Annotated in this window: 26 protein-coding genes and 1 tRNA gene; 16 read left to right on the top strand and 11 right to left on the bottom strand. The window is 57.3% G+C overall.

Annotated elements, in window-relative coordinates; translation table 11 throughout:
• The first annotated feature begins 26 nt into the window (after positions 1 to 26).
• The 14 genes from PHT20_RS02270 to PHT20_RS02205 all read left to right on the top strand — a co-directional run bounded on the left by PHT20_RS02270 (position 27) and on the right by PHT20_RS02205 (position 14664).
• Complete coding sequence (locus PHT20_RS02270; RefSeq protein ID WP_300084261.1) at positions 27 to 731, top strand: succinate dehydrogenase iron-sulfur subunit; 705 nt, start codon at positions 27 to 29, stop codon at positions 729 to 731.
• 3 nt (positions 732 to 734) lie between these two features.
• A complete protein-coding gene (locus PHT20_RS02265) occupies positions 735 to 1055 on the top strand; it encodes a succinate dehydrogenase assembly factor 2 (protein WP_301019251.1) in 321 nt (106 codons plus the stop codon).
• Positions 1052 to 2362: a citrate synthase gene (locus PHT20_RS02260; protein ID WP_300084258.1), complete on the top strand. Its 1311-nt coding sequence runs from the start codon at positions 1052 to 1054 to the stop codon at positions 2360 to 2362. The genes PHT20_RS02265 and PHT20_RS02260 overlap by 4 nt, the downstream gene beginning before the upstream one ends.
• Before the next feature lie 109 nt (positions 2363 to 2471).
• Positions 2472 to 3920, top strand: coding sequence for a 3-isopropylmalate dehydratase large subunit (gene leuC, locus PHT20_RS02255; protein WP_301019250.1), 1449 nt, complete (start codon positions 2472 to 2474; stop codon positions 3918 to 3920).
• A 19-nt stretch (positions 3921 to 3939) separates the two neighbouring features.
• Complete coding sequence (leuD, locus tag PHT20_RS02250) at positions 3940 to 4590, top strand: 3-isopropylmalate dehydratase small subunit (RefSeq protein WP_301019249.1); 651 nt, start codon at positions 3940 to 3942, stop codon at positions 4588 to 4590.
• A 34-nt stretch (positions 4591 to 4624) separates the two neighbouring features.
• Entirely contained in the window at positions 4625 to 5710 is a 1086-nt protein-coding gene (gene leuB, locus PHT20_RS02245) for a 3-isopropylmalate dehydrogenase (RefSeq protein ID WP_301019248.1), read from the top strand.
• Between the two features lie 61 nt (positions 5711 to 5771).
• Positions 5772 to 6929: an aspartate-semialdehyde dehydrogenase gene (asd, locus tag PHT20_RS02240; protein ID WP_301019266.1), complete on the top strand. Its 1158-nt coding sequence runs from the start codon at positions 5772 to 5774 to the stop codon at positions 6927 to 6929.
• A gap of 229 nt (positions 6930 to 7158) precedes the next feature.
• Positions 7159 to 9798 (top strand): FimV/HubP family polar landmark protein, encoded by a 2640-nt coding sequence (locus tag PHT20_RS02235; protein ID WP_366520871.1) that lies wholly within the window; start codon positions 7159 to 7161, stop codon positions 9796 to 9798.
• Positions 9799 to 9810: 12 nt separating this feature from the next.
• The gene (gene truA, locus PHT20_RS02230; protein ID WP_301019247.1) at positions 9811 to 10617 is read left to right on the top strand and encodes a tRNA pseudouridine(38-40) synthase TruA; all 807 of its coding nucleotides are present in this window, start codon (positions 9811 to 9813) and stop codon (positions 10615 to 10617) included.
• A complete protein-coding gene (locus PHT20_RS02225; protein ID WP_301019246.1) occupies positions 10614 to 11321 on the top strand; it encodes a phosphoribosylanthranilate isomerase in 708 nt (235 codons plus the stop codon). Before truA ends, PHT20_RS02225 begins: the two co-directional genes overlap by 4 nt.
• 51 nt (positions 11322 to 11372) lie before the next feature.
• Positions 11373 to 12698 carry a tryptophan synthase subunit beta gene (gene trpB / locus PHT20_RS02220; protein WP_301019245.1) on the top strand — a complete coding sequence of 442 codons (1326 nt, stop codon included), beginning with the start codon at positions 11373 to 11375 and terminating at the stop codon, positions 12696 to 12698.
• Complete coding sequence (gene trpA / locus PHT20_RS02215; protein ID WP_301019244.1) at positions 12695 to 13546, top strand: tryptophan synthase subunit alpha; 852 nt, start codon at positions 12695 to 12697, stop codon at positions 13544 to 13546. Before trpB ends, trpA begins: the two co-directional genes overlap by 4 nt.
• Before the next feature lie 37 nt (positions 13547 to 13583).
• Positions 13584 to 14456, top strand: coding sequence for an acetyl-CoA carboxylase, carboxyltransferase subunit beta (gene accD, locus PHT20_RS02210; protein WP_301019243.1), 873 nt, complete (start codon positions 13584 to 13586; stop codon positions 14454 to 14456).
• A 132-nt stretch (positions 14457 to 14588) separates the two neighbouring features.
• Positions 14589 to 14664 (top strand) — tRNA-Lys (locus tag PHT20_RS02205).
• A 770-nt stretch (positions 14665 to 15434) separates the two neighbouring features.
• On the opposite strand, the gene PHT20_RS02200 is transcribed toward PHT20_RS02205, so the two are convergent.
• From PHT20_RS02200 to PHT20_RS02150, 11 genes are all read right to left on the bottom strand, one after another.
• A complete protein-coding gene (locus PHT20_RS02200) occupies positions 15435 to 16187 on the bottom strand; it encodes a hypothetical protein (protein ID WP_301019242.1) in 753 nt (250 codons plus the stop codon).
• A 56-nt stretch (positions 16188 to 16243) separates the two neighbouring features.
• Positions 16244 to 16630, bottom strand: coding sequence for a VRR-NUC domain-containing protein (locus PHT20_RS02195; RefSeq protein ID WP_301019241.1), 387 nt, complete (start codon positions 16628 to 16630; stop codon positions 16244 to 16246).
• Positions 16631 to 16794: 164 nt separating this feature from the next.
• Positions 16795 to 18990: an AAA family ATPase gene (locus tag PHT20_RS02190; RefSeq protein ID WP_301019240.1), complete on the bottom strand. Its 2196-nt coding sequence runs from the start codon at positions 18988 to 18990 to the stop codon at positions 16795 to 16797.
• Entirely contained in the window at positions 18977 to 19297 is a 321-nt protein-coding gene (locus PHT20_RS02185) for a hypothetical protein (RefSeq protein WP_301019239.1), read from the bottom strand. Before PHT20_RS02185 ends, PHT20_RS02190 begins: the two co-directional genes overlap by 14 nt.
• Entirely contained in the window at positions 19297 to 19482 is a 186-nt protein-coding gene (locus PHT20_RS02180) for a hypothetical protein (protein WP_301019238.1), read from the bottom strand. The genes PHT20_RS02185 and PHT20_RS02180 overlap by 1 nt, the downstream gene beginning before the upstream one ends.
• A complete protein-coding gene (locus PHT20_RS02175; protein WP_301019237.1) occupies positions 19475 to 19843 on the bottom strand; it encodes a hypothetical protein in 369 nt (122 codons plus the stop codon). Before PHT20_RS02175 ends, PHT20_RS02180 begins: the two co-directional genes overlap by 8 nt.
• Entirely contained in the window at positions 19840 to 20052 is a 213-nt protein-coding gene (locus PHT20_RS02170; RefSeq protein ID WP_301019236.1) for a DNA-binding protein, read from the bottom strand. Before PHT20_RS02170 ends, PHT20_RS02175 begins: the two co-directional genes overlap by 4 nt.
• A 145-nt stretch (positions 20053 to 20197) precedes the next feature.
• Positions 20198 to 20722 carry a hypothetical protein gene (locus PHT20_RS02165; RefSeq protein ID WP_301019235.1) on the bottom strand — a complete coding sequence of 175 codons (525 nt, stop codon included), beginning with the start codon at positions 20720 to 20722 and terminating at the stop codon, positions 20198 to 20200.
• 111 nt (positions 20723 to 20833) lie between these two features.
• Positions 20834 to 21112, bottom strand: coding sequence for a helix-turn-helix transcriptional regulator (locus PHT20_RS02160; RefSeq protein WP_301019234.1), 279 nt, complete (start codon positions 21110 to 21112; stop codon positions 20834 to 20836).
• Positions 21109 to 21426 (bottom strand): type II toxin-antitoxin system RelE/ParE family toxin, encoded by a 318-nt coding sequence (locus PHT20_RS02155; RefSeq protein ID WP_301019233.1) that lies wholly within the window; start codon positions 21424 to 21426, stop codon positions 21109 to 21111. Before PHT20_RS02155 ends, PHT20_RS02160 begins: the two co-directional genes overlap by 4 nt.
• A 21-nt stretch (positions 21427 to 21447) precedes the next feature.
• A complete protein-coding gene (locus PHT20_RS02150; protein WP_301019232.1) occupies positions 21448 to 22764 on the bottom strand; it encodes a site-specific integrase in 1317 nt (438 codons plus the stop codon).
• Between the two features lie 418 nt (positions 22765 to 23182).
• On the opposite strand from PHT20_RS02150, the gene PHT20_RS02145 reads away from it, so the two are divergent.
• Positions 23183 to 25318, top strand: coding sequence for a ribonuclease catalytic domain-containing protein (locus tag PHT20_RS02145; protein ID WP_301019231.1), 2136 nt, complete (start codon positions 23183 to 23185; stop codon positions 25316 to 25318).
• Positions 25319 to 25320: 2 nt separating this feature from the next.
• Positions 25321 to 26172 (top strand): TonB family protein, encoded by an 852-nt coding sequence (locus PHT20_RS02140; protein ID WP_301019264.1) that lies wholly within the window; start codon positions 25321 to 25323, stop codon positions 26170 to 26172.

Genomic DNA, 26172 nt, shown 5'->3' with positions numbered 1-26172 from the left:
TCTGGAACCGTCAAGGAGAAATCTAAATGGCTAAACGTACCTTTCAAATTTACCGCTACAACCCAGACACCGATGCGAAGCCTTACATGCAAACCATCGAAGTCGAACTTGACGGAAATGAACGCATGTTGCTGGATGCATTGGTCAAGCTCAAAGCGGTAGACCCCAGCATTTCATTCCGTCGCTCCTGCCGTGAAGGTGTTTGTGGCTCAGACGCCATGAACATCAATGGCAAGAACGGATTGGCTTGCTTGGTCAACATGCGCACCTTGCCAGACACCATTGTGCTGAAACCTCTGCCTGGTCTGCCCGTCGTGCGCGACCTCATTGTGGACATGACCTTGTTTTTCAAGCAATATCACTCCATTAAACCCTACTTGATCAACGAGGTTCGCCCGCCAGAAAAAGAACGTTTGCAAAGCCCGGAAGAACGGGAAGAGCTTAATGGGCTTTACGAGTGCATTTTGTGCGCCAGCTGCTCAACCAGCTGCCCGGTCTTCTGGTGGAATCCAGACAAGTTTGTCGGTCCAGCCGGTCTTTTGCAAGCTTACCGCTTCCTTGCCGACAGCCGCGATGATGCCACCAGCGAGCGTCTGGACAACCTTGAAGACCCCTATCGGTTGTTCCGCTGCACCACCATCATGAACTGTGTAGATGTGTGCCCTAAAGGACTCAACCCCACCAAGGCCATTGGCAAAATCAAAGAACTGATGGTGCGTCGCGCGATCTGATGCATGTCCAACACACGCACGCCCAGCAAGCCTAACGACAGCGAACTGATTGACGAGCGAGCCCTTAGCAAGCTCAAGTGGCGCTGCCGCCGAGGCTTGCTTGAGAACGACATTTTTATCGAACGCTTCTTTCACAGGTACGATAAAACGCTCACTGTCAAGCAAGCGCAAGGTCTGAACGTTCTAATGGATTTAAGCGATTCTGACTTGTTGGATTTGCATCTTGGGCGCAAAACATTGGCGCAAATGGATGCCAGTCTTTTACAAGAGGGTGTCTGCGAAGTTTTAAGTATGTTGAAAGAACCACCTGAAAGGTCCAAATGAAGCTAGCTGAAAATAAAGCCACACTGTCTTTCTCTAATGGCAGTCCCAGTGTTGATTTGCCTGTTTATCAAGGCACTGTCGGCCCAGATGTCATCGACATCCGCAAGCTCTACGGTCAAACGGGCATGTTCACTTATGACCCTGGTTTTCTCTCTACGGCTTCGTGTCAATCAGCCATCACCTACATTGATGGCGACAAGGGTGAGTTGCTGTACCGTGGTTACCCCATTGAACAGTTAGCCACTCAGTGCGATTACCTCGACACTTGTTATTTGTTGCTCAATGGCGAATTGCCAAAACAACAAGAACGGCAAGACTTTCACAAGCTCATCATCAACCACACCATGGTTCATGAGCAAATGCAATTTTTCTTGCGTGGTTTCCGTCGTGATGCGCACCCCATGGCTGTGCTCACCGGTTTGGTCGGCGCTTTGTCAGCCTTCTACCATGACAGCACAGACATCAACAACCCAGAGCATCGCAAAATTGCGGCCATTCGCTTGATTGCCAAAATGCCCACCATGGTGGCCATGGCTTACAAATACGGCATGGGTCAGCCCTACCTGTACCCACAAAACGACCTCAGCTACGCTGGCAACTTCTTGCGCATGATGTTTGGCACACCTTGCGAAGAATACAAGGTCAACCCCGTGTTGGAACGCGCCTTGGATCGCATCTTTATTTTGCACGCTGACCACGAGCAAAACGCATCTACTTCAACCGTTCGTTTGTGTGGTTCGTCTGGCACCAACCCATTTGCTGCTATTGCAGCTGGTGTGGCCTGCCTGTGGGGTCCTGCACACGGTGGTGCCAACGAAGCTTGCCTGAACATGCTTGAAGACATTCAGCGCCAAGGCGGTGTCGCCAAGGTGGGTCAATTCATGGAGCAAGTCAAAGACAAAAACTCTGGCGTCAAGCTCATGGGCTTTGGCCACCGTGTGTACAAAAACTACGACCCTCGCGCCACCTTGATGCAAGAAACTTGCAATGAAGTGCTGGCTGAATTGGGTCTTGAAAACGATCCGTTGTTCAAACTGGCCAAAGAAGTTGAAAAAATTGCCTTGGAAGATGACTACTTCGTTCAGCGCAAGCTCTACCCGAATGTTGACTTTTACTCAGGCATTGTGCAACGTGCCATTGGCATTCCAGTGAACCTGTTCACCGGTGTGTTCACCTTGGCGCGCACTGTGGGCTGGATTGCCCAGCTGAATGAAATGATCAGCGACCCAGAATACAAAATTGGTCGCCCACGTCAATTGTTTGCTGGCTCAGTCACTCGCAACGTCAAGCCAGTCGATCAACGCTAAAGCACTCTCAACAAATCAAACCCGCCGGTAGGCAACACCGGCGGGTTTTTTGTTTGTAAATCGCACCTCTGTCGCACGTTTAAAATCTGCTGCTTACCTAGGAACCACAATGGGACGTACTCTTTACGACAAACTCTGGGACGAACACGTCATCCACACCGAAGACGATGGCACTGCGCTGCTGTACATCGACCGGCACCTTGTCCATGAAGTCACCAGCCCGCAAGCTTTTGAAGGGTTACGCCAGGCGCAACGCAAAGTGTGGCGAGTCAGTTCCATTGTGGCCACTGCCGACCACAACACACCCACCACGGGCTGGGAGCTTGGCTACGACGGCATCACCGACCCCACCAGCAAAGAACAGGTGCTGACGCTGGATGCCAACATCCATGAATACGGCGCTGCCGCCTATTTCCCTTTCATGTCACGTCGTCAAGGCATTGTGCATGTGATCGGCCCTGAAAACGGTGCCACTTTACCGGGCATGACCGTGGTCTGCGGCGACTCTCACACCTCCACCCATGGCGCTTTTGGCGCACTGGCTCATGGCATTGGCACCAGTGAAGTTGAGCACGTCATGGCCACCCAAACCCTGCTGGCCAAAAAAGCCAAAAACATGTTGGTGCGCGTCGACGGTGTGCTGCCACGCGGCTGTGGCGGCAAAGACATTGTGTTGGCGGTGATTGGCAAAATTGGCACGGCTGGCGGCACAGGTTACACCATTGAATTTGGCGGCACTGCCATTCGCGCCTTGAGCATGGAAGGCCGCATGACCGTCTGCAACATGGCCATCGAGGCCGGTGCCCGCGCAGGCTTGGTGGCCGTCGATGACAAAACCATTCAATACATCAAAGGTCGCCCACTGGCGCCTGGGTTCAATGCACCCAACTCAGCATCAGCCGCTTTGGAGTGGGATCAAGCTGCGGCCTACTGGAGCACCCTACATTCTGATGCAGATGCTCATTTTGATGCTGTGATCGACATTGACGCATCCCAGCTGGTGCCGCAAGTCACCTGGGGCACATCGCCTGAAATGGTACTTGGCATCAATGACCGTGTGCCAGACCCAGACCGCGAAAAAGACCCCAACAAACGCTCGGCCATCGAGCGCGCCTTGACCTACATGGGGTTGGAACCTGGCAAGGCTTTGAATGATTTGTATGTGGACAAAGTCTTCATTGGCTCGTGCACCAACAGCCGCATTGAAGACATGCGCGAAGCAGCTGCGGTTGTGAAACATCTGGGACGCAAAGTAGCTGCCAATGTTCGCCTGGCCATGGTGGTACCCGGCTCAGGCCTGGTCAAAGAGCAAGCCGAGCGTGAAGGCTTGCACGATATTTTCAAAGCCGCTGGCTTTGAATGGCGCGAACCAGGTTGCTCCATGTGCTTGGCCATGAATGCCGACCGCCTAGAACCTGGCGAGCGCTGCGCATCTACCAGCAACCGCAACTTTGAAGGGCGCCAGGGCGCTGGTGGGCGCACCCATTTGGTCAGCCCGGCCATGGCAGCAGCAGCGGCCATTCACGGGCATTTTGTCGATGTCCGAAAGTTTGTCTGACACATAACCAGAGCGTTGTATGCAAAAATTTACTTTACTCAAAGGTTTGGTCGCCCCGATGGATCGGGAAAACGTCGATACCGATGCCATCATTCCCAAACAGTTTTTGAAATCCATCCGCAAAACAGGATTTGGTCAAAATCTGTTCGATGAATGGCGTTATCTGGACGCGGGCTACCCCGGCCAAGACCCCACCAGCCGCAAACCCAACCCTGACTTTGTGCTGAACCAAGCTCGCTACCAAGGTGCCTCCATCTTGCTGGCGCGAAAAAACTTTGGCTGTGGCTCGTCTCGTGAACATGCACCCTGGGCGCTAGACCAATATGGTTTTCGCGCCATCATTGCGCCAAGTTATGCCGATATCTTCTTCAACAACAGCTTTAAAAATGGCTTGTTGCCCATCGTTCTGCCTGACTTGCAGGTGGCTCAATTGTTTGATGAAGTCAGCGCTTTTCCTGGTTACACCCTCACGATTGACCTGGAGCGTCAAGTCGTCGTCAAACCCGATGGCAACGAACTGCCTTTTGACGTGCAGGCCTTTCGCAAATACTGCCTGCTCAATGGCCTCGATGACATTGACCTAACCCTGCAGCATGCCGACAAAATCAAAGCCTTTGAAGCTGAGCGTTTGGCACAAAAACCATGGCTAGCCCATACCATGCTTGCATGAGCTGCTATCAAAATATTTAATCTGAAAGACACTGATGAAAATTGCAGTTTTGCCGGGTGACGGCATTGGCACTGAAATTGTGGCCGAAGCCGTCAAGGTGCTCCAAGCCACTGAGCTCAAATTTGAGATGGAAACCGCCTTGGTCGGTGGTGCGGCCTATGAGGCGCATGGCCACCCCCTGCCGGAAGCCACTTTGAAGCTGGCCAAAGAAGCCGATGCCGTGCTGTTTGGTGCTGTGGGCGACTGGAAATACGACAAGCTAGACCGCCCGCTGCGCCCAGAGCAAGCCATTTTGGGCTTGCGCAAGCACATGGGGCTGTTTGCCAATTTCCGCCCTGCCATTTGTTACGAACAACTGGTGGGGGCTTCCAGCCTGAAGCCTGAGCTGATTGCCGGGTTGGACATTTTGATCGTGCGTGAACTCACAGGCGACATCTATTTTGGCCAGCCGCGCGGTCGCCGCGTCGCGGTCGATGGTCACTTCCCCGGCACAGAAGAAGCCTTTGACACCATGCGCTACAGCCGCCCCGAAATCGAGCGCATTGCGCACGTGGCATTCCAGGCAGCACGCAAACGCAAAGCCGCAGGCAGTGAAGGCCGCGTCACCAGCGTGGACAAGGCCAACGTGCTGGAAACATTCCAGTTCTGGAAAGACGTGATCACTGAAGTAGGTCAACAGTACCCCGACATTGCGCTCGATCACATGTACGTCGACAACGCTGCCATGCAGTTGGTACGCGCGCCCAAAAAGTTTGATGTGGTGGTCACTGGCAACCTGTTTGGCGACATCTTGAGTGACGAGGCCTCCATGCTCACCGGCTCCATTGGCATGCTGCCCTCAGCCTCAATGAACGCCAACAACCAAGGTCTGTTTGAGCCCAGCCATGGCAGTGCACCGGACATTGCGGGCAAAGGCATTGCCAACCCACTGGCGACCATTTTGAGTGCAGCCATGATGCTGCGTTTCAGTCTCAACCAACCACAAACTGCTGACCGGATTGAGGCCGCTGTAAAAACTGTGCTGGCGCAAGGTCTGCGCACCGCTGACATTTACAGCGCGGGCTGCACTCGTGTGAGCACCCGTGAAATGGGCGCAGCCGTGGTCAAAGCGCTCAGCTAAGTTGTGCTTCGGGCATACTTTGAAAACATTGAACTGATTATTTGAAAGGCTACAAATGAAAGTGGGAAATTTGGTAGGTTTGGTGGGCTGGCGTGGCATGGTCGGCTCCGTGCTGATGGATCGCATGGTCACCGAAGGTGACTTTGCCTTGATCGAACCCGTGTTTTTTTCAACCTCCAATGCCGGCGGCCAAGCCCCGGCTTGGGCCAAGAACGAGGCCACGCTCAAAAATGCGTTTGATGTGGACGCCCTGAAAAAATGCGACATCATCATCAGTGCCCAAGGCGGTGACTACACCACTGAAGTTTTCCCCAAACTGCGCGCTGCCGGCTGGACCGGGCACTGGATTGACGCAGCATCTACCCTGCGCATGAAAGACGATGCCATCATTGTGCTAGACCCAGTGAATCTGCCGGTCATCCAAACCGCACTCGCCAAAGGCAGCAACAACTGGATTGGTGGCAACTGCACGGTGAGCTGCATGCTGATGGGCGTGGGCGCACTCTTTAAGGCCGGTTTGGTGGAATGGATGAGTACCCAAACCTACCAAGCAGCCAGCGGCGGTGGCGCGCAACACATGCGTGAACTGCTCACCCAATACGGCACCCTCAACGCCGAAGTCAAAGACCTGCTGGATGACCCCAAGAGCGCCATTTTGGAAATTGACCGCAAAGTGATTGCCAAACAGCGCGCCTTGACCGCCGCTGAAACCGCCAACTTTGGCGTGCCTCTGGGCGGCTCGCTGATCCCCTGGATTGACAAAGACTTGGGGCTTGGCAAGCAGCATGACGAAGCAGGCTGGGGCATGTCGCGCGAAGAATGGAAAGGCATGGCCGAGACCAACAAAATATTGGGGCAAGGCGCACTGTTTGGCACTGCCGAGACCCCGGTTGACGGCTTTTGCGTGCGCGTGGGAGCCATGCGCTGCCACAGCCAGGCACTCACCTTCAAGCTCAAAAAGAACGTGCCCAGTGCAGACATCGAGGCCATGATTGCGGCCGACAACGCCTGGGTCAAGGTGGTGCCCAACACCCGAGAAGCCTCCGTGAAAGACCTGACCCCGGTGGCCGTCACTGGCACATTGGGCATACCGGTCGGGCGCATTCGCAAACTGGCCATGGGGTCAGAGTATGTGGGCGCCTTCACCATTGGCGACCAATTGCTGTGGGGTGCAGCTGAACCGCTGCGCCGCATGTTGCGCATTTTGCTAGAGGCTTGAGTCCCGTTGTATGCCCATGCGGCCAGCCCACCCCGGTCGGCTGGCCGTTGTCAGGTCACCACATAAAATCAACGCAGGTCAATTCCAACGCTTTGACACAAGCTCAGAAAATTTCTCAACTTGTGAAGCCAATGCATTGATGTTATGGTGTTTTTCCTCACAAAATTGAATCAGTATGGGCTCAAGCCACACGTCAGGGTGCGGGGTCACATAACCGGAGTAGACAAAATTGATAGCTAAATCTCATCGTTGGCAGATCACCGCGGTAGCGGTTGCTGCACTTGCGGGGGTATGGTCTACCCAGACACTGGCTTTGTCACTGGGCCGGGTGGCGGTTCAGTCTTCGCTGGGGGAAGCGCTCAAGGCCGAGATCGAGATTTTGGACATCAATGCCGAAGAAGCCGCCACACTGTCTGCCCGCATCGCCCCGCCAGAGTCTTTCAAAGCTGCCGGGCTTGACTTCAACCCTGCCATGAGTGGTTTGCGCGTCACCTTGTCACGGCGTACCAATGGACTGGCGTACTTGCAGCTCAGCAGCAACCGCCCCGTCAATGACCCGTTCATTGACATGATCCTCGAAGCCAGTTGGAGCACGGGTCGCATTGTGCGCGACTACACCATGCTGTTTGACCCGCCCAACCTGCGCCCAGCACCCACCACCGCAGCGCAAGTGCCGCAAGCCAACCCCACCCCAGCGCCCGAGACCGTGGTCAGGTCACAAGCACCCTCCGTTGCTGCAGCCCCCGCTGCTACCGCTCGCTCCCCAGCGCAGGCCACACCCGCAAAACCTGCCAAACCGGTCGTGAGTGCCAAAGCGGCAAGCTCTGTGCCCGTGGCTCGCAGCACCAACATCCAAACCCCACAAGTCACCATCAAACCAGGGGACACCGCTGGGCGTATCGCGCAAAACCACAAATTGCCTGATGTTTCCCTTGATCAAATGCTGGTGGCCATGTTGCGCGCCAACCCTGACGCCTTCATTGGTGACAACGTCAACCGCATCAAATCAGGCACGGTGGTCACACTGCCCTCTTCAGAGCAAGCCAGTGCCACCCCCGATGCTCAAGCCAAGCAAATCATTGCCGCCCAAAGCCAAGACTTCAACGCCTTCCGGCGGCAGCTGGCCAGCAGCGTGCCCACGGTGCCAAGCCAAGCCCCCGGGCGCGAAGCGCGGGGCAAGATCGAGGCAAGCGTCAAAGACAGCAAGCCACAACCCACCAGTCCTGACAAGCTCACCCTGTCCAAAGGCTCGGTCAGTGCCCTGGCTGCGGATGACCAACTCGCGCAAGCCAAAAACGCCCAAGCTGTGTCTGAACGGAAAGATGAACTGGCCAAAAACATCCAGCAACTCAACAAACTGGCCGGCTCAACCCAGGCCAGCGCAGCAACAGCTGCAACGGCACCCACACCAACCGCTTCGCAAGCCGTTTTGCCTTTGACCCGTGCCACTGCAAGTGCCTTGCAAGCGCCCGCCGTGGCTGCATCTGCAGCAGCAGTAGCAGCAGCTGCAGCACCAGCCAACCAGCCCAACCTGGCCACCGGTGCACAACCAGCAGCTTCAGCCAGCGCAGCGGTTGCCCCTGCAGCTTCAGCCCCGGCGCCCGCAGCCCCACAACTGGCGGCCTCCAAACCAGTGGCACCTGAGCCTGAACCAGCCGCAGAGCCCAGTGTGATCGATAACTTGATCGCCGACCCTTTATTGCCCTTGGGTGCCGCCGCCGTGTTGGCCTTGCTTGCCGGGCTTGGGGTTTACAAGGTTCGCCAGCGCAAGAAAACCGCGGCCATGGACAGCTCTTTCCTTGAAAGCCGTCTCAACCCCGAGTCGTTCTTTGGTGCAAGTGGCGGTCAAAACGTCGACACCCATGACAGCCCGGTGACCGGGTCGTCCATGATCTACTCCCCGAGTCAGCTCGATGCGGTAGACGACGTGGATCCTGTGGCCGAAGCCGACGTGTATTTGGCGTATGGCCGCGACCTGCAAGCCGAAGAGATTTTGAAAGACGCCTTGCGCAGCAACCCCAACCGCTTGGCCATCCACCAAAAGCTGCTCGACATTTATGCCAAACGCCAAGACACCAAGGCGTTTGAAGCCATCGCCACCCTGGCCTTCAACCTGACCGATGGCCACGGGACAGACTGGGAGCAAGTGTGCGAAAAAGGCATGGCCATTGACCCCGACAACGTGCTGTATTTGCCCGGTGGCCAACCGCAAACCCCACCCAGCGCTGCCACGCAACCCATGGCACTGGGTGCCAGTGATGCCAATGACATAGCGCCGGACTTGACCAACCTAGGCTCAGACCTTGACTTGGATCTGGATTTTTCGCTGGACGAACCCCTGCCAGAACCTCCTGCCGCCCTCTCCCCCCCTGACACGGCACCCGAGCCAGTTTCCGTATCCATGCCTGAACCAAAACCGGAACCGGCATCTGAACCAGAGGCAGCCTCCAACGCCATTGACTTCAGTTTTGACCCGCTGCCCACCCTTGCCTCAGAGTTCACTGAAACCGCCACCGCTGAAATTCCAGCACCGGCCGAACCCTTGCCCACACTGGCAGAAGATGCACCAGACGCCTTGGCTGATCTTGACTTCTCCTTGCCTGAAACTGCCCCTGCCAAGAAATCAGACGAGGGCATGCTGGAATTTGACCTGGGCTCGCTCTCGCTCGACCTTGATGACGATCCCGTCACCGAGTCAGGCACCATGCCCAACGGCCACGAAGACCCGCTTGAGACCAAATTGGCGCTGGCCGAAGAGTTCAAGGCCATTGGCGATGACGACGGTGCACGTGCCCTGATCGAAGAAGTGATTGCAGAAGCAGCAGGCGACATCAAATCCAAGGCCCAGCGCGCCTTAAAGCAACTCTGACCCCGTGGCCGGATGACGCAAGATCGGCAAGGCTGGGTCAGGCTGGCGCTGGGTATCAGCTACCACGGCGGTCACTATCAGGGCTGGCAAAGCCAGCCTTCTGGCCAAACCATCCAAGACCAGCTGGAAAAAGCCCTCAGCCAATTTGCCAACCACCGTGTCAGCACCCTGTGCGCCGGTCGCACCGATGCAGGTGTCCACGGCCTGATGCAGGTGGTGCACTTTGACACCCCGGCACTGCGCCCCGAGGCTTCGTGGGTGCGCGGCACCAACGCCTTGCTGCCGCGCGACATTGCGGTGCAATGGGCGCAGCATGTGCCGCCTGAATTTCATTGCCGCGCCAGCGCCCTGACGCGCCGCTACAGCTACCACCTGCTGCAGTCACCGGTGCGCCCCAGTGTGGAGCAGGGGCGGGTAGGTTGGGTGTTTCGACCTTTGGCCATGCCCGCCATGCAAGCGGCAGCGGCGTGCCTGCTGGGCGAGCACGACTTCAGCTCATTTCGCGCCAGCGCCTGCCAGGCTTTATCACCCGTCAAACACCTGATGCGGCTGGACATCACCCAGCGCGGCGCCTATTGGCGCTTTGACTTTGAAGCCAATGCGTTTTTGCACCACATGATTCGCAACCTCATGGGCTGCTTGGTCATGGTGGGTGACGGTCGCAAGCCGCCAGGCTGGATGGCCGAGGTGTTGGCCGCGCGCGACCGCGATGCCGCCGCCCCCACGTTTTCCCCCGACGGCCTGTATTTTGTGGGTCCCCGCTACGCCGAGCATTGGCAGTTGCCGAGCCACACCCCCCTCTTCGACCTGCTGCCATGACACCTACCGCCCTGCCCTCACCGCTGCGCACCCGCATCAAGATGTGCGGCTTCACCCGCGAGGCCGATGTGGATGCCGCCGTGGCTCTGGGCGCCGATGCCATTGGCTTTGTGTTGTATGCCAAAAGCCCACGCGCGGTGTCACCCCAGCGCGCAGCGGAACTGGCGCGCAGACTGCCCCCGTTTGTCACGCCAGTGCTGCTGTTTGTGAATGAAGACACTTTAAAAATAAGAGCATCTTGCGCTTTATTGACGGGCGCTACAGTCCAATTTCATGGTGATGAATCCCCCGCCGATTGCCTTGCTGCCTGCGCCCCAGAGCAGCGCCCCTACCTGCGGGCGGCACGCATACCCCTGGGAGCTGCGGGCGGCAACTTTGATCTCTTAAAATTTGTGCAAGATTATTCACAGGCTCAAGCCATCTTGCTGGATACCCAGGTTGAGGGATTCGGTGGTGGCGGGCACGCATTCAATTGGTCACTGCTTCCAAAAAACGTCAACGCTCACCTCGTCTTGAGTGGTGGGCTGACCGCTGCCAACGTGACAGACGGCATCCGGCAAGTGCGCCCGCGCTGTCAAACGCTGGCGGTGGATGTCAGCTCGGGCATTGAAGTGCCCAGGCACAAGGGCATCAAAAGCCCCCAGCGCATGGCCGAGTTTGTGGCCGCAGTGCGCCAAGCAGATCAACTTTTATATACAAAATAGGCCTCTAGCCCTTATGAAATAAGCGTAAGAAGCTATTCATTTAATAACATCATGTTCAACTATCAACAACCCGACCCACGGGGTCACTTCGGCATTTATGGCGGCAGTTTTGCCTCTGAGACGCTCACCCACGCCATCAACGAGCTCAAAGACGCTTACGCCAAATACCAAAACGACCCAGCCTTCATCGCCGAGTTTGACTATGAAATGGCGCACTTTGTCGGCCGCCCCTCCCCGGTGTACCACGCCGCGCGCATGAGCCGCGAACAAGGTGGGGCGCAAATCTTTCTGAAACGCGAAGACCTCAACCACACCGGCGCGCACAAGATCAACAACACCATTGGCCAGGCCATGCTGGCCACCCGCATGGGCAAAACGCGCATCATCGCGGAAACCGGCGCCGGCCAGCATGGTGTGGCCACCGCCACCATCTGCGCCCGCTACGGGCTCGAATGCGTGGTCTACATGGGCAGTGAAGATGTCAAGCGCCAAAGCCCCAACGTCTACCGCATGAAGCTGCTGGGCGCTACCGTGGTGCCCGTCACCAGCGGCAGCCGCACGCTGAAAGATGCCTTGAATGAGGCCATGCGCGACTGGGTGGCCAATGTGGACAACACCTTCTACATCATCGGCACGGTCGCCGGGCCTCACCCCTACCCGATGATGGTGCGCGATTTTCAGAGCGTGATTGGCAAGGAATGCCTGGTGCAGATGCCTGAGATGCTGCAAGCCGCGGGTTGTCAAACCAACCAACCCGATGTGGTGGTGGCGTGTGTCGGCGGTGGCTCGAATGCCATGGGTATCTTCCACCCCTATATTTCGCATGAAGCTACGCAACTCATCGGCGTGGAAGCCGCCGGTGCCGGTATGGACAGCGGCAAACACTCGGCCAGCATCCAGCGCGGCAGCCCCGGCGTGCTGCACGGCAACCGCACCTACGTGCTGCAAGACGACAATGGCCAGGTCACGGAAACCCACAGCATCAGCGCTGGGCTGGACTACCCCGGTGTCGGCCCCGAGCACGCTTACCTGCACGACATTGGCCGCGCCCAATACGTCGGCATCACCGATGCCGAAGCGCTTGAAGCCTTTCACTACCTGTGCCGCACCGAAGGCATCATCCCGGCGCTGGAATCCAGCCACGCCATTGCCTACGCCATGAAGCTCGCCAAAACCATGCGCGCTGACCAATCCATTCTTGTCAATCTGTCGGGTCGTGGCGACAAAGACATTGGCACTGTGGCCGATCTGAGCCACGCTGATTTCTTCTGCCGCCCAAGCTGCCAAGGCCAGTCTGTCAAAGGTGATGTGCAGAATGTGCCTGTAGCCCTTGTCAAACAAGTGCAAGAAGCTACAAAATCAGGAGTATCTCAATGAGCCGTATCGCCGCTACTTTTGCGCAACTCAAGGCGCAGGGCCGCAAAGCGCTGATTCCATTTGTCACCGCCGGTTTCCCCTACGCCGATGTCACGCCCGAACTCATGCACGCCATGGTCAAGGGCGGGGCCGATGTGATCGAACTTGGCGTACCGTTTTCTGACCCCAGCGCTGACGGGCCGGTGATTCAAAAGGCCGGTGACAAGGCACTGGCATTTGGCATTGGACTGACCCAGGTGTTGGACATGGTGCGCATCTTTCGCACTCAAAATCAGACGACACCCGTGGTGTTGATGGGCTACGCCAACCCAGTGGAGCGTTACAACCAAAAACATGGCGCTATTGCATCCATAGCTGGTTACGCCCAATCTACAGGCGATGCAAGCCCTTTTGTTCATGATGCAGCAGCCGCCGGTGTGGACGGTGTGCTGATCGTCGACTACCCGCCCGAAGAGTGTGAAGACTTCGCCACTGACCTCAAAGCCCATGGCATGGACTTGATCTTCTTGTTAGCACCCACATCGACCGACGAGCGCATGCAGCAAGTAGCGAAGATTGCCAGCGGCTACGTTTACTACGTGTCGCTCAAAGGTGTGACCGGCTCCGGCGCACTCGACACCGGCGCGGTCGAGGCCATGCTGCCGCGCATCCGCGCCCATGTGCAGTGCCCGGTCGGGGTTGGGTTTGGCATTCGCGATGCCGCCACCGCCCAAGCCATTGGCCGCGTGGCTGATGCAGTGGTGATTGGCAGCCGGTTGATCCAGTTGATAGACGAGCAGCCGCGCGGCCAAGTCGCGACCACGGCGGAAAACTTCCTGCGCGAGATTCGCACCGCGCTGGATTCATAATGCACCGCCATCAAACCAAGGCACCTGGAGAATAAACATGAGTTGGCTAGAAAAACTGCTTCCCCCCAAAATCCAGCACACCAACCCGGAAGACCGGCGCAGCGTTCCTGGTGGCCTGTGGATCAAATGCCCCAGCTGCGACACCGTGCTGTACAAGACCGACCTGGAACAAAACCAGAACGTCTGCCCCAGTTGCAGCCACCACCACCGCATTGGTGCACGCGCCCGCTTGAACGTGTTTTTGGACAACGAGGGGCGTTATGAAATAGGCCAGGAAGTGTTGCCCGTGGACGCGCTCAAGTTCAAGGACAGCCGCAAATACCCGGAGCGCCTGAAAGAGGCCATGGACAACACCGGCGAAACCGACGCCTTGGTGGTCATCGGCGGCACGGTCATGGGCATTGGCCTGGTGGCAGCCTGCTTTGAATTTGAGTTCATGGGCGGCAGCATGGGCAGTGTGGTGGGCGAGCGTTTTGCCCGTGGCGTGCAAACCGCCATTGACCAAAAAGTGCCTTTTGTCTGCTTCACCGCCACCGGCGGCGCACGCATGCAAGAAGGCTTGCTGAGTTTGATGCAAATGGCCAAAACCAACGCGTCGCTCACGCATCTGGCCAAAAAAGGCTTGCCGTTCATCAGCGTACTGACCGACCCCACCATGGGCGGCGTGTCAGCCGGTTTTGCTTTTTTAGGTGACGTGGTCATCGCCGAGCCCAAGGCCTTGATTGGCTTTGCCGGCCCACGGGTGATTGAGTCCACCGTGCGCGTGAAACTGCCCGAAGGCTTTCAGCGCGCCGAGTTTTTGCAGACCAAAGGTGCTGTGGACTTGATTTGCGACCGCCGCGAACTGCGCAAAACCATTGCCAACACACTGGCCATGCTGACCCGTCAAAGCGCGGACGCCGTCAGTTAGTTGGGTTGAAATCCTGATGGTTTGATTTTTTGAATGAGATTTTTGCAAGCCCAGCGTGCTTACAAGGCAGGTTGAGCTTGCATTGGCCGCTATAATTTACTTCTTGAAAATCGGTCGCAAAAGCTTTCAAAAGGGAACTTAGCTCAGTTGGTAGAGCAGCGGACTCTTAATCCGTTTGTCGAGGGTTCGACCCCCTCAGTTCCCACCATATACAGCAAGGGTTTGCCACTACAAATACAGTAGCAAACCCTTTTCTCACTTTCAGGATGTAACGGCGGATGTAAGCGGATTTTTCAAGTCCAGCTCCAGCAGGTAGCCACTTTCAGAGTTTCGTAACAGTGACAAAAACCCCAGCGCACCACGACGCGGTGTCGGGCAGGTTCCCTCAGTCTGTGTGAACCCTTGCACTGCAATGGTCGGTGCAAGCCACCAAAAAGCCTCAGGGCGCGATTGAACAGGGCAGGCTATGCAGTTCACCAGCAGCGAGTTTCAGCGGCGCAGGCGTTCAATATCGGCGTGCTGGCGCATACCCCGGCCATGCCCAGCAAAAACAGCAGGCAGGCGGCGCGGTGTCATAGGGTAAGCCTATCAAAAACGCATGGCACAGAACATGCAATCCGCAAAAACCATGCCCGATAGAACCAGGCTATTTTGTTGCTACTCCACTTTTCATAGCAGGCGTAAAAAAACCCGGTCATTGCCGGGTTGTCTGTGCGTGGCAGCTTTATTTGATTCGTTTGTGGAACTTTTTTGGTGGCCAGGTGGTCAGCAACAGCTATGCTTAGAACCGTCACCAGTGAGAATGTCATCCAAAGCCCGTTTGAATTACATTTGATTAATTTTGATTAATTTTGAATAGGGGTTTTATTGTCCGCGTGTGGGACAGGGTGGTTTCAGCAGGTCGGTCGGCCTAGACTTTTAGTCCCCCCTACCCCCGGCTTCGGTAGGGGCAAGGCGTGAACCCTGCCCCTTGTTGGGTTAACTCAAGGCGGTTGCCATCGTCTGCCCGTATGACGTAACCACCGGGCGCTTTACCCGTCCCGGCTTGTCGCGTGTCTGTTCGGCGTGTCCGATACGCACCAGCGCGGCGGCTTCATGGCCTGTCAGGGTCAGCACGTCGCCGGGCATATCGTCACCTGTGCCAAACAGCAAACGCACATTCACCGACTTGGCAGCGCCGATTTCATTCAACGTCACATAGGCGTTCACGTCGCGCAGGTAGTGGCTAATCGTGGCCTGTGAATCAGCGAAGTTCAGTTCAGGGCGTTCAAGCGGTTCCAGACTGCATTGATAGCCACCAGCAGCGATTTCAGCCCGTATGCCTTGCTCTGTAGCCATCGCTTCACGCAAGCCAGCCAGCGCGGTTCTAATGCGTTGGGCAGCCTTTATATGCGGCTCGCGTTGGGCAGCGTTCACAGTGGCGCTCTGTGCCTGCACCAGCCCGGACATAGCCTGTCGCTGTTCGTTGATAGCGTCATTCAGCAGCGCGAGACTTTCCCGGCAGGCGTCAAGGCGTTGCTGTAACCCTGTCCGGTCTTGACGTGGTGCAGGCGTGCCACCTGTCAGCATGGCTTTTGCGCGGTCTAGGGCACTTGGCTTGCTGTTGGGTTGGTCGTTCAATCGCGCCAGCAGTGCGGATTCCTCAAACACGGCGGCGGCGTGCCCCTCGCAAAGTTGCGTAAGCTGTTCGGTTGCGGCCTTGTAATCGCTGTTTTCAAATATGGTTTTCATGTAACGGTCTTTCAAAAATAAGGGTTGATTCGTTCGTCTGATTTCGGACTAACGGGTTACGGTGCCTGCCCCAGCGCGGCGAACACATCGCGGCAGTTGCGGGCAATGAAGCCCAGCCCCCCGGCCTCATTGATGCGCGCCAGCATGAATGCCTGTTCAGGTCGTAGCTTGCCCTTGGGCGCTTTGACCTCAACCCCCAGCAGGCGGCCATCGGTCAACTGTCCCAGCACATCAGGGCAACCAGTGAACCCAAACTTTATGAAGCGGTTACCGACACGTGCAGCCCCGGTGTTCATGCGCTCAACCCAGGCCACCAGTGGACTAGCCCGTAGCGCCATCAGCACCTCAACCAGGGCGGCGGCTTCGGGTCGGTCGTTGGTGCGTTTGGTGGGGGCTTCCATGCCGAATAGGTCAGTTGCACCAGGGAATGATTTTTCAGTCATTGCAGTGGTTCCCTGAAAGTTCACCCGTTCCCGGTCGTTCCCGGTCGTTCCCGGTATTTTGGGAATGACCGGAATAGGTCGGGTCGGATATCAATATTTCATTGATTCCGCCCGTTCCCAACATATATTCCTTAGGGAACGACCGGAATGGGAACGACCGGAATTTACTGTTCAGCATGGTTCACCTCCACAGCATCACCGCCTGGCGCGGGAACGACCGGAATTGCCTGTTTTTGCCAGCTTGCAGGTATCACCAGCTTGTCAGCAGGTAGGCCACCATCAGCGATAACGGCCTCATGTTCCTCTGTTGTCAAGTTCACCAGATAGGCGGCTTTGCTGTTGTTGGTGCGTTCTTTTGCGGGAACTGTCACTTCATGCAGCCAGCGTTCCGATAGCAGGTTCTCCAACGTTGCCACCACGTCCGAAGTCTTGCTGCGAACCTTGGCTTTGACCCCAGCCCGGTTCAGTGGATTACCTGCCATCCATGCCACCTGTACAGCGCCCCGTATGTCTTGGCGCATGGTTGCCTCGTCTTCTTTGCGCCGTTGTTCTGCGGCCTGTTCTGCGGCTTCCTTGCGACTCTGTTGTGCTGGCGCGGCAATGCCCCAGCGCAGCAGCACGGTTTCCATGTTGCCAAATTCATCAGGCTCGACGGTTTGCGCGGTGTAGCTGACAATTTCAAGCTCAGGCCACCTCGATTCAAACCGGGTCTTGCCTTGCACCAGGTAACGACTTTCCCCCTCGCGGATAAGAAACAGGGTCTGGTTTGCGTCTGCTTCAATGGCACTTGCCCCCCGGCTTGTCAGTGCGTCATTGCGGCTCAGATTCGCCTTGGCAACGTGTCCGACTAACCATACTGGCAGGCCATCAAAGCCCTGTTTCAGCGCAGCCATCATTCGCGAAGCCTCAGAGTTGTCGTTCTCACTTTCAACTGCCAGCACTGCAGATTTTGTGTCCAGCACCACCAGCGGCAGCACCTCCACGCCTTGCACAGTGCGAGTGAACTGCTCACGGTAGGTTGTGCCCACACTGGCAACAAATGCCGGGTCAAGTCGCACAGCCTCAACAATATGCACCCGCTCACGCACCAGGTCGAGGCCAATGTTCAGGGTTGAATGCAGCGTGATTCCTGCCAATATGCGGCGGGCTTGTTCCACATCCTCAGTGCAGTAAATGACGTGCCTCCACTGGCGCGGTAGCAGGTCGTCACCGTGCAACCCGGCAGCAGTCAGAGCCAGGGGCAGCAGTGCGGTCGTCTTGCCCACGCCATGCGCACCACTGATAACTGCCACGCCATGCCCTATAAAGCCAGGTATCACCCAGCGCGGGGGCTTGGCAGTGCCATCAATATCAACGTATCGCGCCAGCGGGTGAACCTTGGGTTCAGGCTTGGGTGGCTCTGTCGCACCTTCCAGCAGGGCGGCCAATACGTCGAAGCCATCACGACAAAAAAGGTCGTTCACGTCAAAGTTATCCGGCTCAGACTCAGGCAGGCAGGCCACGGCGCAGCCAATTTGAGCGGCTATTTTGTGGGCATCCTGTTCCTTGCCCCGGTCAGGAACCAGCACCAGCCGGGCAGCAGCATCACTCTGGCGCAAAGCAGCAGCCACCTTGCCCATATTGCCAGCACCAAAGCAAACCACACCAGCCGCCCCGGTAGACTTCCAGCACGCCCAGGCTTGTCCGATACCCTCCACCACGTAGACAATGCCACCAGGCACGATGTTGCCCACAGTGAACCAGCCTTCAACCTTACAGCCAGGCAGATTCATTTTGCCGGGCTTACCAGCGGCCTTCAGACGGGCAGCCACCTCGGGCGGCGGTATCAGTTGCAGCGTGCTCAAACAGCCATTGGCGGCCATGCAGGGAACCACCAGCGCCCCGGCCATACTTTCGCCCATGATGCGCAGCGGGTCACCAGCAGGAACCACGCGCAAACCCTCGGGGTTGCCTTGCTTTTTGACAATGTAGCCATGCTGATTTGTAGCGGGCGTGCAGCGCCCCCAAACCTCAGCGGCAGCCATGCCAGGGGCAGGTTTTCGCGGCTCCACGGGCTTAGGTGTTGACTTCGCTGGCGCAGGTCGTGGGCTTGGGTTGCCCTCAGTCCAGCCAGCATCACGCGCCATGCCAAACAGCGCACCAGCTCCAACACCACCCCGCGCGGCTTTGAATGAACGCCATGTTGCTCGGGCAGCTTGCGCGTTGTATGAGTCAGCCCCGGCGCTCCACTGGTCGAATGAATCGAAGTCGCCACCGGCAGCATGAAACGCCATGCCTGTTTTGACCCAGGCGCCACGGTCACAACTTGGGTCAAGGCTTTGCAGCGCATCACGGGCGCGGTCGTGGTCATTCGCTTGCATGGTTCCCCCCTTGCTGGCGCATCAATGCAGCGGCCTGTTTTGCCTTTTGGGGCAGGCTGTAACGGGCAATGGCGTTAGGCCATCCGGCAGCTTGAACCATGATTGACTGCGGTTCCCAGCCGAGGTAATCAAGTGACTTCACGGCGGCAGCCAGTCGCCAGCCCTTGCGCTCGTTGAGCCAGTCGATTTGTGTCAGGTCACGCGCCAGCAGGTCATTCAGGGCAGTTTCAGCGGCGCTTCCAGACGGCGGCAGCAGCGGGCAAAATGCCGGGCCTTCAAACATCGGGATTTGTTGGGGTTGGTTCATCACAAAACCCCTCCCACGCAGCCACCCAAAACGGCAGCGCAAAAATACACAATTAACCAGTTAAAACGGCTTGCAGCGCTTGCTAAACGTGCGTCATCAGCTATAAAATAAGTAGTGTGTTTCAGAATTGTTTTGACGTTTTGCCCGGCAGCCACCGGGCATTCGTTTTTATGGGCGTTACGCATGATTCAGCCCTCGTTCAAGGGTTGCCACCAGTGCCACAGCAAAGCCACCAGCGGCACGGTCTGAATGGTCAAGGGCATGCAGGTCATTCAATGCAGCTTGCAGCACAGTGACCGCTTCGGCTTGCGAACGTCCGGCCAATATCGCGTCGAGGCAATTTGTGCCAATGGCGTGCCCGGCTTGTTCGGCACAATCGGCGGCGGTGAACTCACTGGCACGAATCAGGTGTTCGCCTAGCTCGCGCAAACCAGCGCCAGCGATAGGCAGCGAAACCGTGTCGCCACTGTCGGTATTGGTCACACTCAGAAAACCAGGTGTCAGGTCAATCGAATGACCGTACGGGTGTTGGTAGGCGGCGCTCATGATTGCACCCCCAGCAAACGCTTGATTTCAGCAGTCGGCCACGATAAGCGGCCATTGATACGGTTCGGGCGCAGCGGGCCATCCTCACGCATCGCCCAAAGGCGTAGGGTTTGCTTGGCACGGTTCAGGTGAAACGCAGCCTCGCAGGTGGGCAGTCCAGAACGTGTTTCGCGTTCCAGTGCTACGGGTTGAAAAGTGTTTGCGGCCATGGTGTAAACCTCGCGGTTTGTTGAACATGGCTACGAACTATTAGGGCGCAATGGGGCGCAATAGCAACCCGCAACCCCTTGAGGTTTACGTTTCCCCAATGAAAATGCGCCCGAAGGCGCAATAGCAGGCGCAACCCCTTGCGGGTTACTTTATGTGGTGTGTGAACACGCTGTAAGGCTTCTTTTGTGGCTCGCCAGTCGGTAAAAGTATCCTGATTCGTGGGCCACTGATACCAAACTTTGCAGCGGTTTCTTTTTCGGTGTGTGCATCACGAAAAGCCTTCAATTCGGCCTTGCGTTCAGGTGTCCATTTTTTGTTAGCAGGGGCGGGCTTTTTTGCTGGCGCAGGCTCGCCCGTATCAACACCCAGCGGCGGCAGGGTCATTGCAGCGCCAGGGCTTGCCAGCGGCTCCACGGCAGGCTGTTGTGGTTGCGCATTCGCCCATTGGTCAACGATTCGCAGCAGGTGCGCTCGTTCGGCTTCAAGGGCACGCGGTATCCCAAAATCGGCAGCTTGTCGCGTCACCACTGGCAGCGCACCAGCAAGGGTAAGAAGTCGCGTGCCCTCGATTGTTTGTAATGAGGCCTGAAAGCGGCGGTATTCGCCGGGTCGATTGCGAAGTCTGTCGCGTGCTATCAATTTCAGCTTGTCTCGGGTTTCGTTTGTCATTTTTGCACCCTTTCAAAGTGCCTTTCAATTCAGGATGCGCCAGCAGGCGGGTGAAAGAATCCCGCTTTTCAACCCGGGTAATTAGTCCGGGTCTAGCTGGCGCAAAAACGGTTATGCGGCTTCCAGGTGAACCACAGCACGCGCGCCCACGGCTTGCGCGTAGCGTTGCACGGTGCGCATTGAAGGCATACGGGCGCCACCTTCCAGCCGGGCTATCGTGCTCTGTGTTGTGCCCATGCGTTGCGCCACATCCAACTGTGTCAGCCCGGCGCGGCTTCGGGCGGCTATCAGTTCGCGTGCCATGTTGAATTCACCAGCAAGCGCGTCATATTCAGCGCGGGTGTCGGTATCTGCCAGCAGTTCGGTCTTGAGGGTGCGAAGTGTTTTCATGCGTTCAGTCGCTCCAATGCGGTTTCAATAACGTGGCGCGGTGTGGTCTGTGTCTTTTTCACGAACACGTGCAGCACCAGCAGGCGGCGGCCTTGAACGGCGGCATACACGGCGCGGGCTATCCCGTCACGGCCTTGCATTCGCATTTCCCACAGCTTGCGCTCCAGCGGGCGAATATGGGGCAGTCCGACACGTTGCGGCCCGAAGGCTTCCAGCAGTTCAGCAATGTGCACAAACCTGGCTTTCATATCGGCGGGCAACGCCAGCAGTTCGGGTTCTGCCAGCGGGTGCATGGTCACAGTCCAAGTGTTCATAGTATAGCTATTTAGCGATAATCAACCTGCCACCACGCGCAGCTTACCGGGTTCTGCGGCGGCATCAAACGTCACCCCGGCCTGTTCCAAAATCCACGCCTCAATCTTTTCGTGGTGCACTCGCAGCAAGTCCAGCGGGCGAACCGTGTAATGCTTTTCAGCCGTGGCACTGGGTTTGTGCCCCATCAGTTGCGCCACCACGCCAGCGGGTATTTCAAGCCACTCGGTCAACGACTTGAACGAACGGCGCAGGCCATGCATGGATACATGGTCAACACCTGCAACCCGGCAGGCATCGTTGAGGTTCTTTGCGGGGTTGGTCAACGACTTGTCACCAGCGCCAGCAAACACCCATTCACCCCGGCGCGGTAAAGCGGCTATCAAGTGATGAACATATGGGGTCAAGGGAATGACCCGTTCACCTTCTACCTTGTCCCTGATGGTCAACCCCTTCCAGTTCAGGTTCACGTCACCCCAGCGAAGCGCCAGCAGTTCACCGGGTCTTGCGCCAGTCAATAGCAGGGCTTGCAGGTAGGCGGCAATGGCGGGGTTCCCTATTTGGAGAACGGCGGCGAACCAGGCAGGCAGTTGCTCACGCTGCAATGCGTCTTTTTTGGTGCCAGCCTTGCCCAATGCCTCGCGGGTCTTTTTGGTCTTGGCAGCATTTGACCCAACCACCAGTGGCGCGTAGGCATCTTGTTCAGTGCACCAGCCCAAAAACACCTTCAACAGTCTCCAAGCAAGCCGGGCGGACGTTGGGCGGGTCTGTGCCTGTTTCGCAGCCCATGCCTCAACCAGTGGCGCGGTCAAGTCTCGCAGGGGTAGAGCCATCAGTGAATGAAGCGGCCCGGCCTCAGTGGTGCCAGTGCCACGCTTGAACGGTTCGCCACCGGCGCGTGATTTTTCCAAGTGGTCACGGTAATGACGTTCACCCCAATGTGGGCGGCGCTCGGCAATGTAGGCAGCCCACACGTCACCGACAGTTACGGCTTGGGCGGCTTCCTGTTGGGCTTTGCGGGCTTGTTCAGCGGCAACGGCTTTGCTTTGCGCCAGGGCATCAGCTTTGAGGCTTCGCGGGTCTTTCCCCTCGTCAATCAGGCGTTGCAGTTGACGTGCTTTTTCTTGGGCTTGGGGAATAGTCCACGCGCCAGGGTTACCAATGGTCAGACGCACCGACTTGTCTTGATACTCACTTTGATAGATGAAAGTGGGTTTGCCGTTTGGTGTGGCACGCAGCCCAAGCCCCTTCACTTCGGTATCCCATAAAAAAGCCTGTGCCTTGTCTGGTGGGCAGGTGAACCCTGTAACCCTGCCAGCGGTGAACTTTATCTTTGCCATGTTGAACCCCTTTGAAAGTCTTACATCGGTCAGGATGTAACGGCGGATGTAAGACTATTTTGTGAATTTAGGTCAATATCAATCAACACCTAGGCTGTTTACTTGTCCAGTTGTATTGTCATAAGTTGTTGATTTGTATTGATTCTACCAACATAAATAAACAGTGGTCAACGCCCATTAGTTCGGACTCTTAATCCGTTTGTCGAGGGTTCGACCCCCTCAGTTCCCACCAAACCAAACACACAAGCCTGCATCTTCAAACCATGCAGGCTTTTTTGTGGGCTGAATCATGTTGGCATGGCTGCTGCACCCAATGTGTGGCCATGGGTTCAATGGCCAAGCACAAGAGTAGTTGGGTGCTTGCACCACGCAGACGGCAGACTTTGGCCAGGCCTATAGGCCGTGGGACAATCTGGGAATGTACTTATTATTTGAAGAAACCGGCAAATTCCTGGCAGGCCGCATGCTGTCTGAAACCGATGCCTCAGCACAGGTAGAGCTTGACAGCGGCAAGCGCGTCAAAGTCAAAGCGGCCAACATTCTGATCAAGTTCGAGAAGCCCGAACCCGCCCAATTGATGGCGGCTGCCCTTGGCGTGGCGCAAGACATTGAGCTGGACATGGCCTGGGAATTTGCCTCGGATGAAGAGTTTGGCTTTGCCGACCTGGCACGCGACTATTTTTCTGCCCAAGCCTCGTTGGCCGAGCAAGCCGGCATGCTGCTGGCGCTGTACCAATCGCCCCACTACTTTCGCCGCGCCGGCAAAGGCCGCTTCAAAAAAGCAAGTGCCGACATCCTGGCGCAGGCACTGGCAGCCATTGAGAAAAAGAAACAGCTGGTGCTGCAAATTGAAGCCTGGGTGAAAGACTTGAGCGCGGGCGTGTGCCCGCCGCCGATTCGCGACCAGCTGTACAAAATTTTGTTCAAGCCCGACAAAAATGCACCTGAATACAAAGCGGTGGTCGAAGCTTCGCGCGCCACACACCTGGGACCGCTGGAGCTGCTGATCAAGGCCGGCGCCATTGACTCGCCCTACCAGTTTCATTGGCGGCGTTTCTTGCTGGAAAACTTCCCCCGTGGCACCGGTTTCCCCAAGCTGGACGCACCGCTGATTACAGACGAACTACCGCTGTCAAGCGCCCGCGCGTTCTCGATTGACGACTCGGCCACCACCGAGATTGACGACGCCTTGAGTGTGCAAGGTCTGGGCACCGGTAAGGTGTTGCTGGGCATTCACATTGCCGCCCCGGCGCTGGCCATTGTGCCGGGAAGCGCGGTTGATCAAGTGGGGCGTACCCGCTTGTCGACGGTGTACATGCCAGGCTACAAGCTGACCATGCTGCCCGATGAGGTGGTGCAAAACTACACCTTGATGGAGGGGCGCGACTGCCCGGCCGTGTCTTTGTATGTGACACTGACCGAGGCCACTTTAGACATCACCGCCACCGAGACTCGGTTGGAGCGCGTGCACATAGGTGCCAACCTGCGCCACGACCAGCTTGACGATGTGGTCACACTGGCCTGGCTGGAAGACCCTACTTTTACACATCAAAATGACCCTGAGCGCTTGTCAAATAAGCGTGAACAGCTCTCATTTTTGCATCGACTGGCGAAAGACCTGAAAGCCAAGCGCGAACTGGTGCGTGGCAAGCCCGAGAACTTCAATCGGCCGGATTACAACTTCAGGCTGGTCGCCGCCGAGCCGCCTCAAGGCGACCAAGCCCCCTTGGGGGGCAGCGAAGCACATGACATGGCGAGCGTGGGGGCACATAAGTTTGGCGATGGCGCAGAACCCAACGGCTCCGAGCAAGTGCAGATCAGCGTGCGCCAGCGTGGTGCGCCGCTGGATTTGATCGTATCCGAGGCCATGATTCTGGCCAACAGCACCTGGGGCAGTTGGCTGGCCGAGCTGGGCGTGCCCGGCATTTACCGCAGCCAAGCCAGCATGGCACCGGGCGTGAAGGTGCGCATGGGCACCAAAGCCCAGCCCCATGCGGGCATCGGCGTGAAAAGCTACGCCTGGAGCAGCTCACCCCTGCGCCGCTATGTGGATTTGGTCAACCAGTGGCAAATCATTGCCTGTGCGCGCCACGGCAAAACCGCTGCGCTGGCGGCACCGTTCAAACCCAAAGATGCCGAGCTGTTTTCCATCATCTCCAGCTTTGATGCCGCCTACAGCGCCTACAACGGCTATCAAAACGCCATTGAGCGCTTTTGGACGCTCAAATACGTGCAGCAAAATGCCATTGAGCAGCTGGAAGCCACGCTGTTCAAAGACAACCTGGTGCGCGCCGACCACCTGCCGCTGGTGCTGCCTGTGCTGGGGGCGCAAGGCCTGCCACGGGGTGCCCGGGTGCTGGTGAAATTGGGCGACATTGACCTGGTGTCGCTTGACATCCATGGCACCGTGCTGGAGCGCCTGGATGCAGAGCCTGAGCGCTTTGATGCCGATGACGAGCAAGACGACGACAACGCCGCAGGCCCGATTGCGATTGCAGTTGACTTGACCGAGCCTGAAGCCACGTTGCCCCCTGAGCCCACCACCACACCGTGAACCTGCGCCGTCTGAGCACTCTACAGATCGCCCTGGGTGCGTCCCTGGCGGTGCATGCGGCGCTGCTGACGGTGCGCTTTGTGGCGCCTGAGACGTTCAACCGGGTGTTTGAAGACACCCCGCTGGAAGTGATTTTGGTCAATGCCAAAACCAACGCGCGCCCTGACAAGGCACAAGCCATTGCCCAGGCCAGCCTGGCCGGTGGCGGCGATGCGCAACGTGGCCGCGCCACCACCCCGCTGCCGCCCGCGCTGATCAACCTCGATGGCCAAGACAGCGCCCAAGACCAAGAGCGCCAGGTGCGCGAACTGCAAGAGCAGCAAAACCTGATGCTGGCACAGGTCAAACACATGCTGGCGGGCCTGCCGCCACCGGTGCCGCGCCAAGCCCAACGCACCCCAGAGCAAGTTGAGCGCGAGCAAAAGCGCCGCCAACTGGTCAAACTGCTGGCCGAGATTGAGCGACGCATCAACCAGGAAAACGCCCGCCCGAAAAAACGCTACATCAGCCCGGCCACGCGCGAGGCGGTGTACGCGGTGTATTACGACCACCTGCGCCGCGCCATTGAAGACAAAGGCACCGAAAACTTTCCACAACAAGGTGGCCAAAAGCTCTACGGCGAGCTGACCATGATCGTCAACATCAACCACGATGGCAGGGTGCTTTCAACCGAAATTGTGCAAAGCTCAGGCAACCCGGCGCTGGATCGGCGTGCCCGCGCCATTGCCCGTGCAGCCGGCCCCTATGGCCGCTTCAGCAAAGCCATGCGCCAGCAGGCCGACCAGATTGCGGTGGTGTCACGCTTTCGGTTCACCCGCGACGACACGCTGGAAACCAAGCTCAGCAACAACTAA

Origin of the sequence: Rhodoferax sp. (genome assembly GCF_028715765.1) — a bacterium.
GTDB lineage: Bacteria > Pseudomonadota > Gammaproteobacteria > Burkholderiales > Burkholderiaceae_C > Rhodoferax.
The sequence above is the reverse complement of the archived record's forward strand: the minus strand, read 5'-3'. Positions and strand labels throughout refer to the sequence as shown.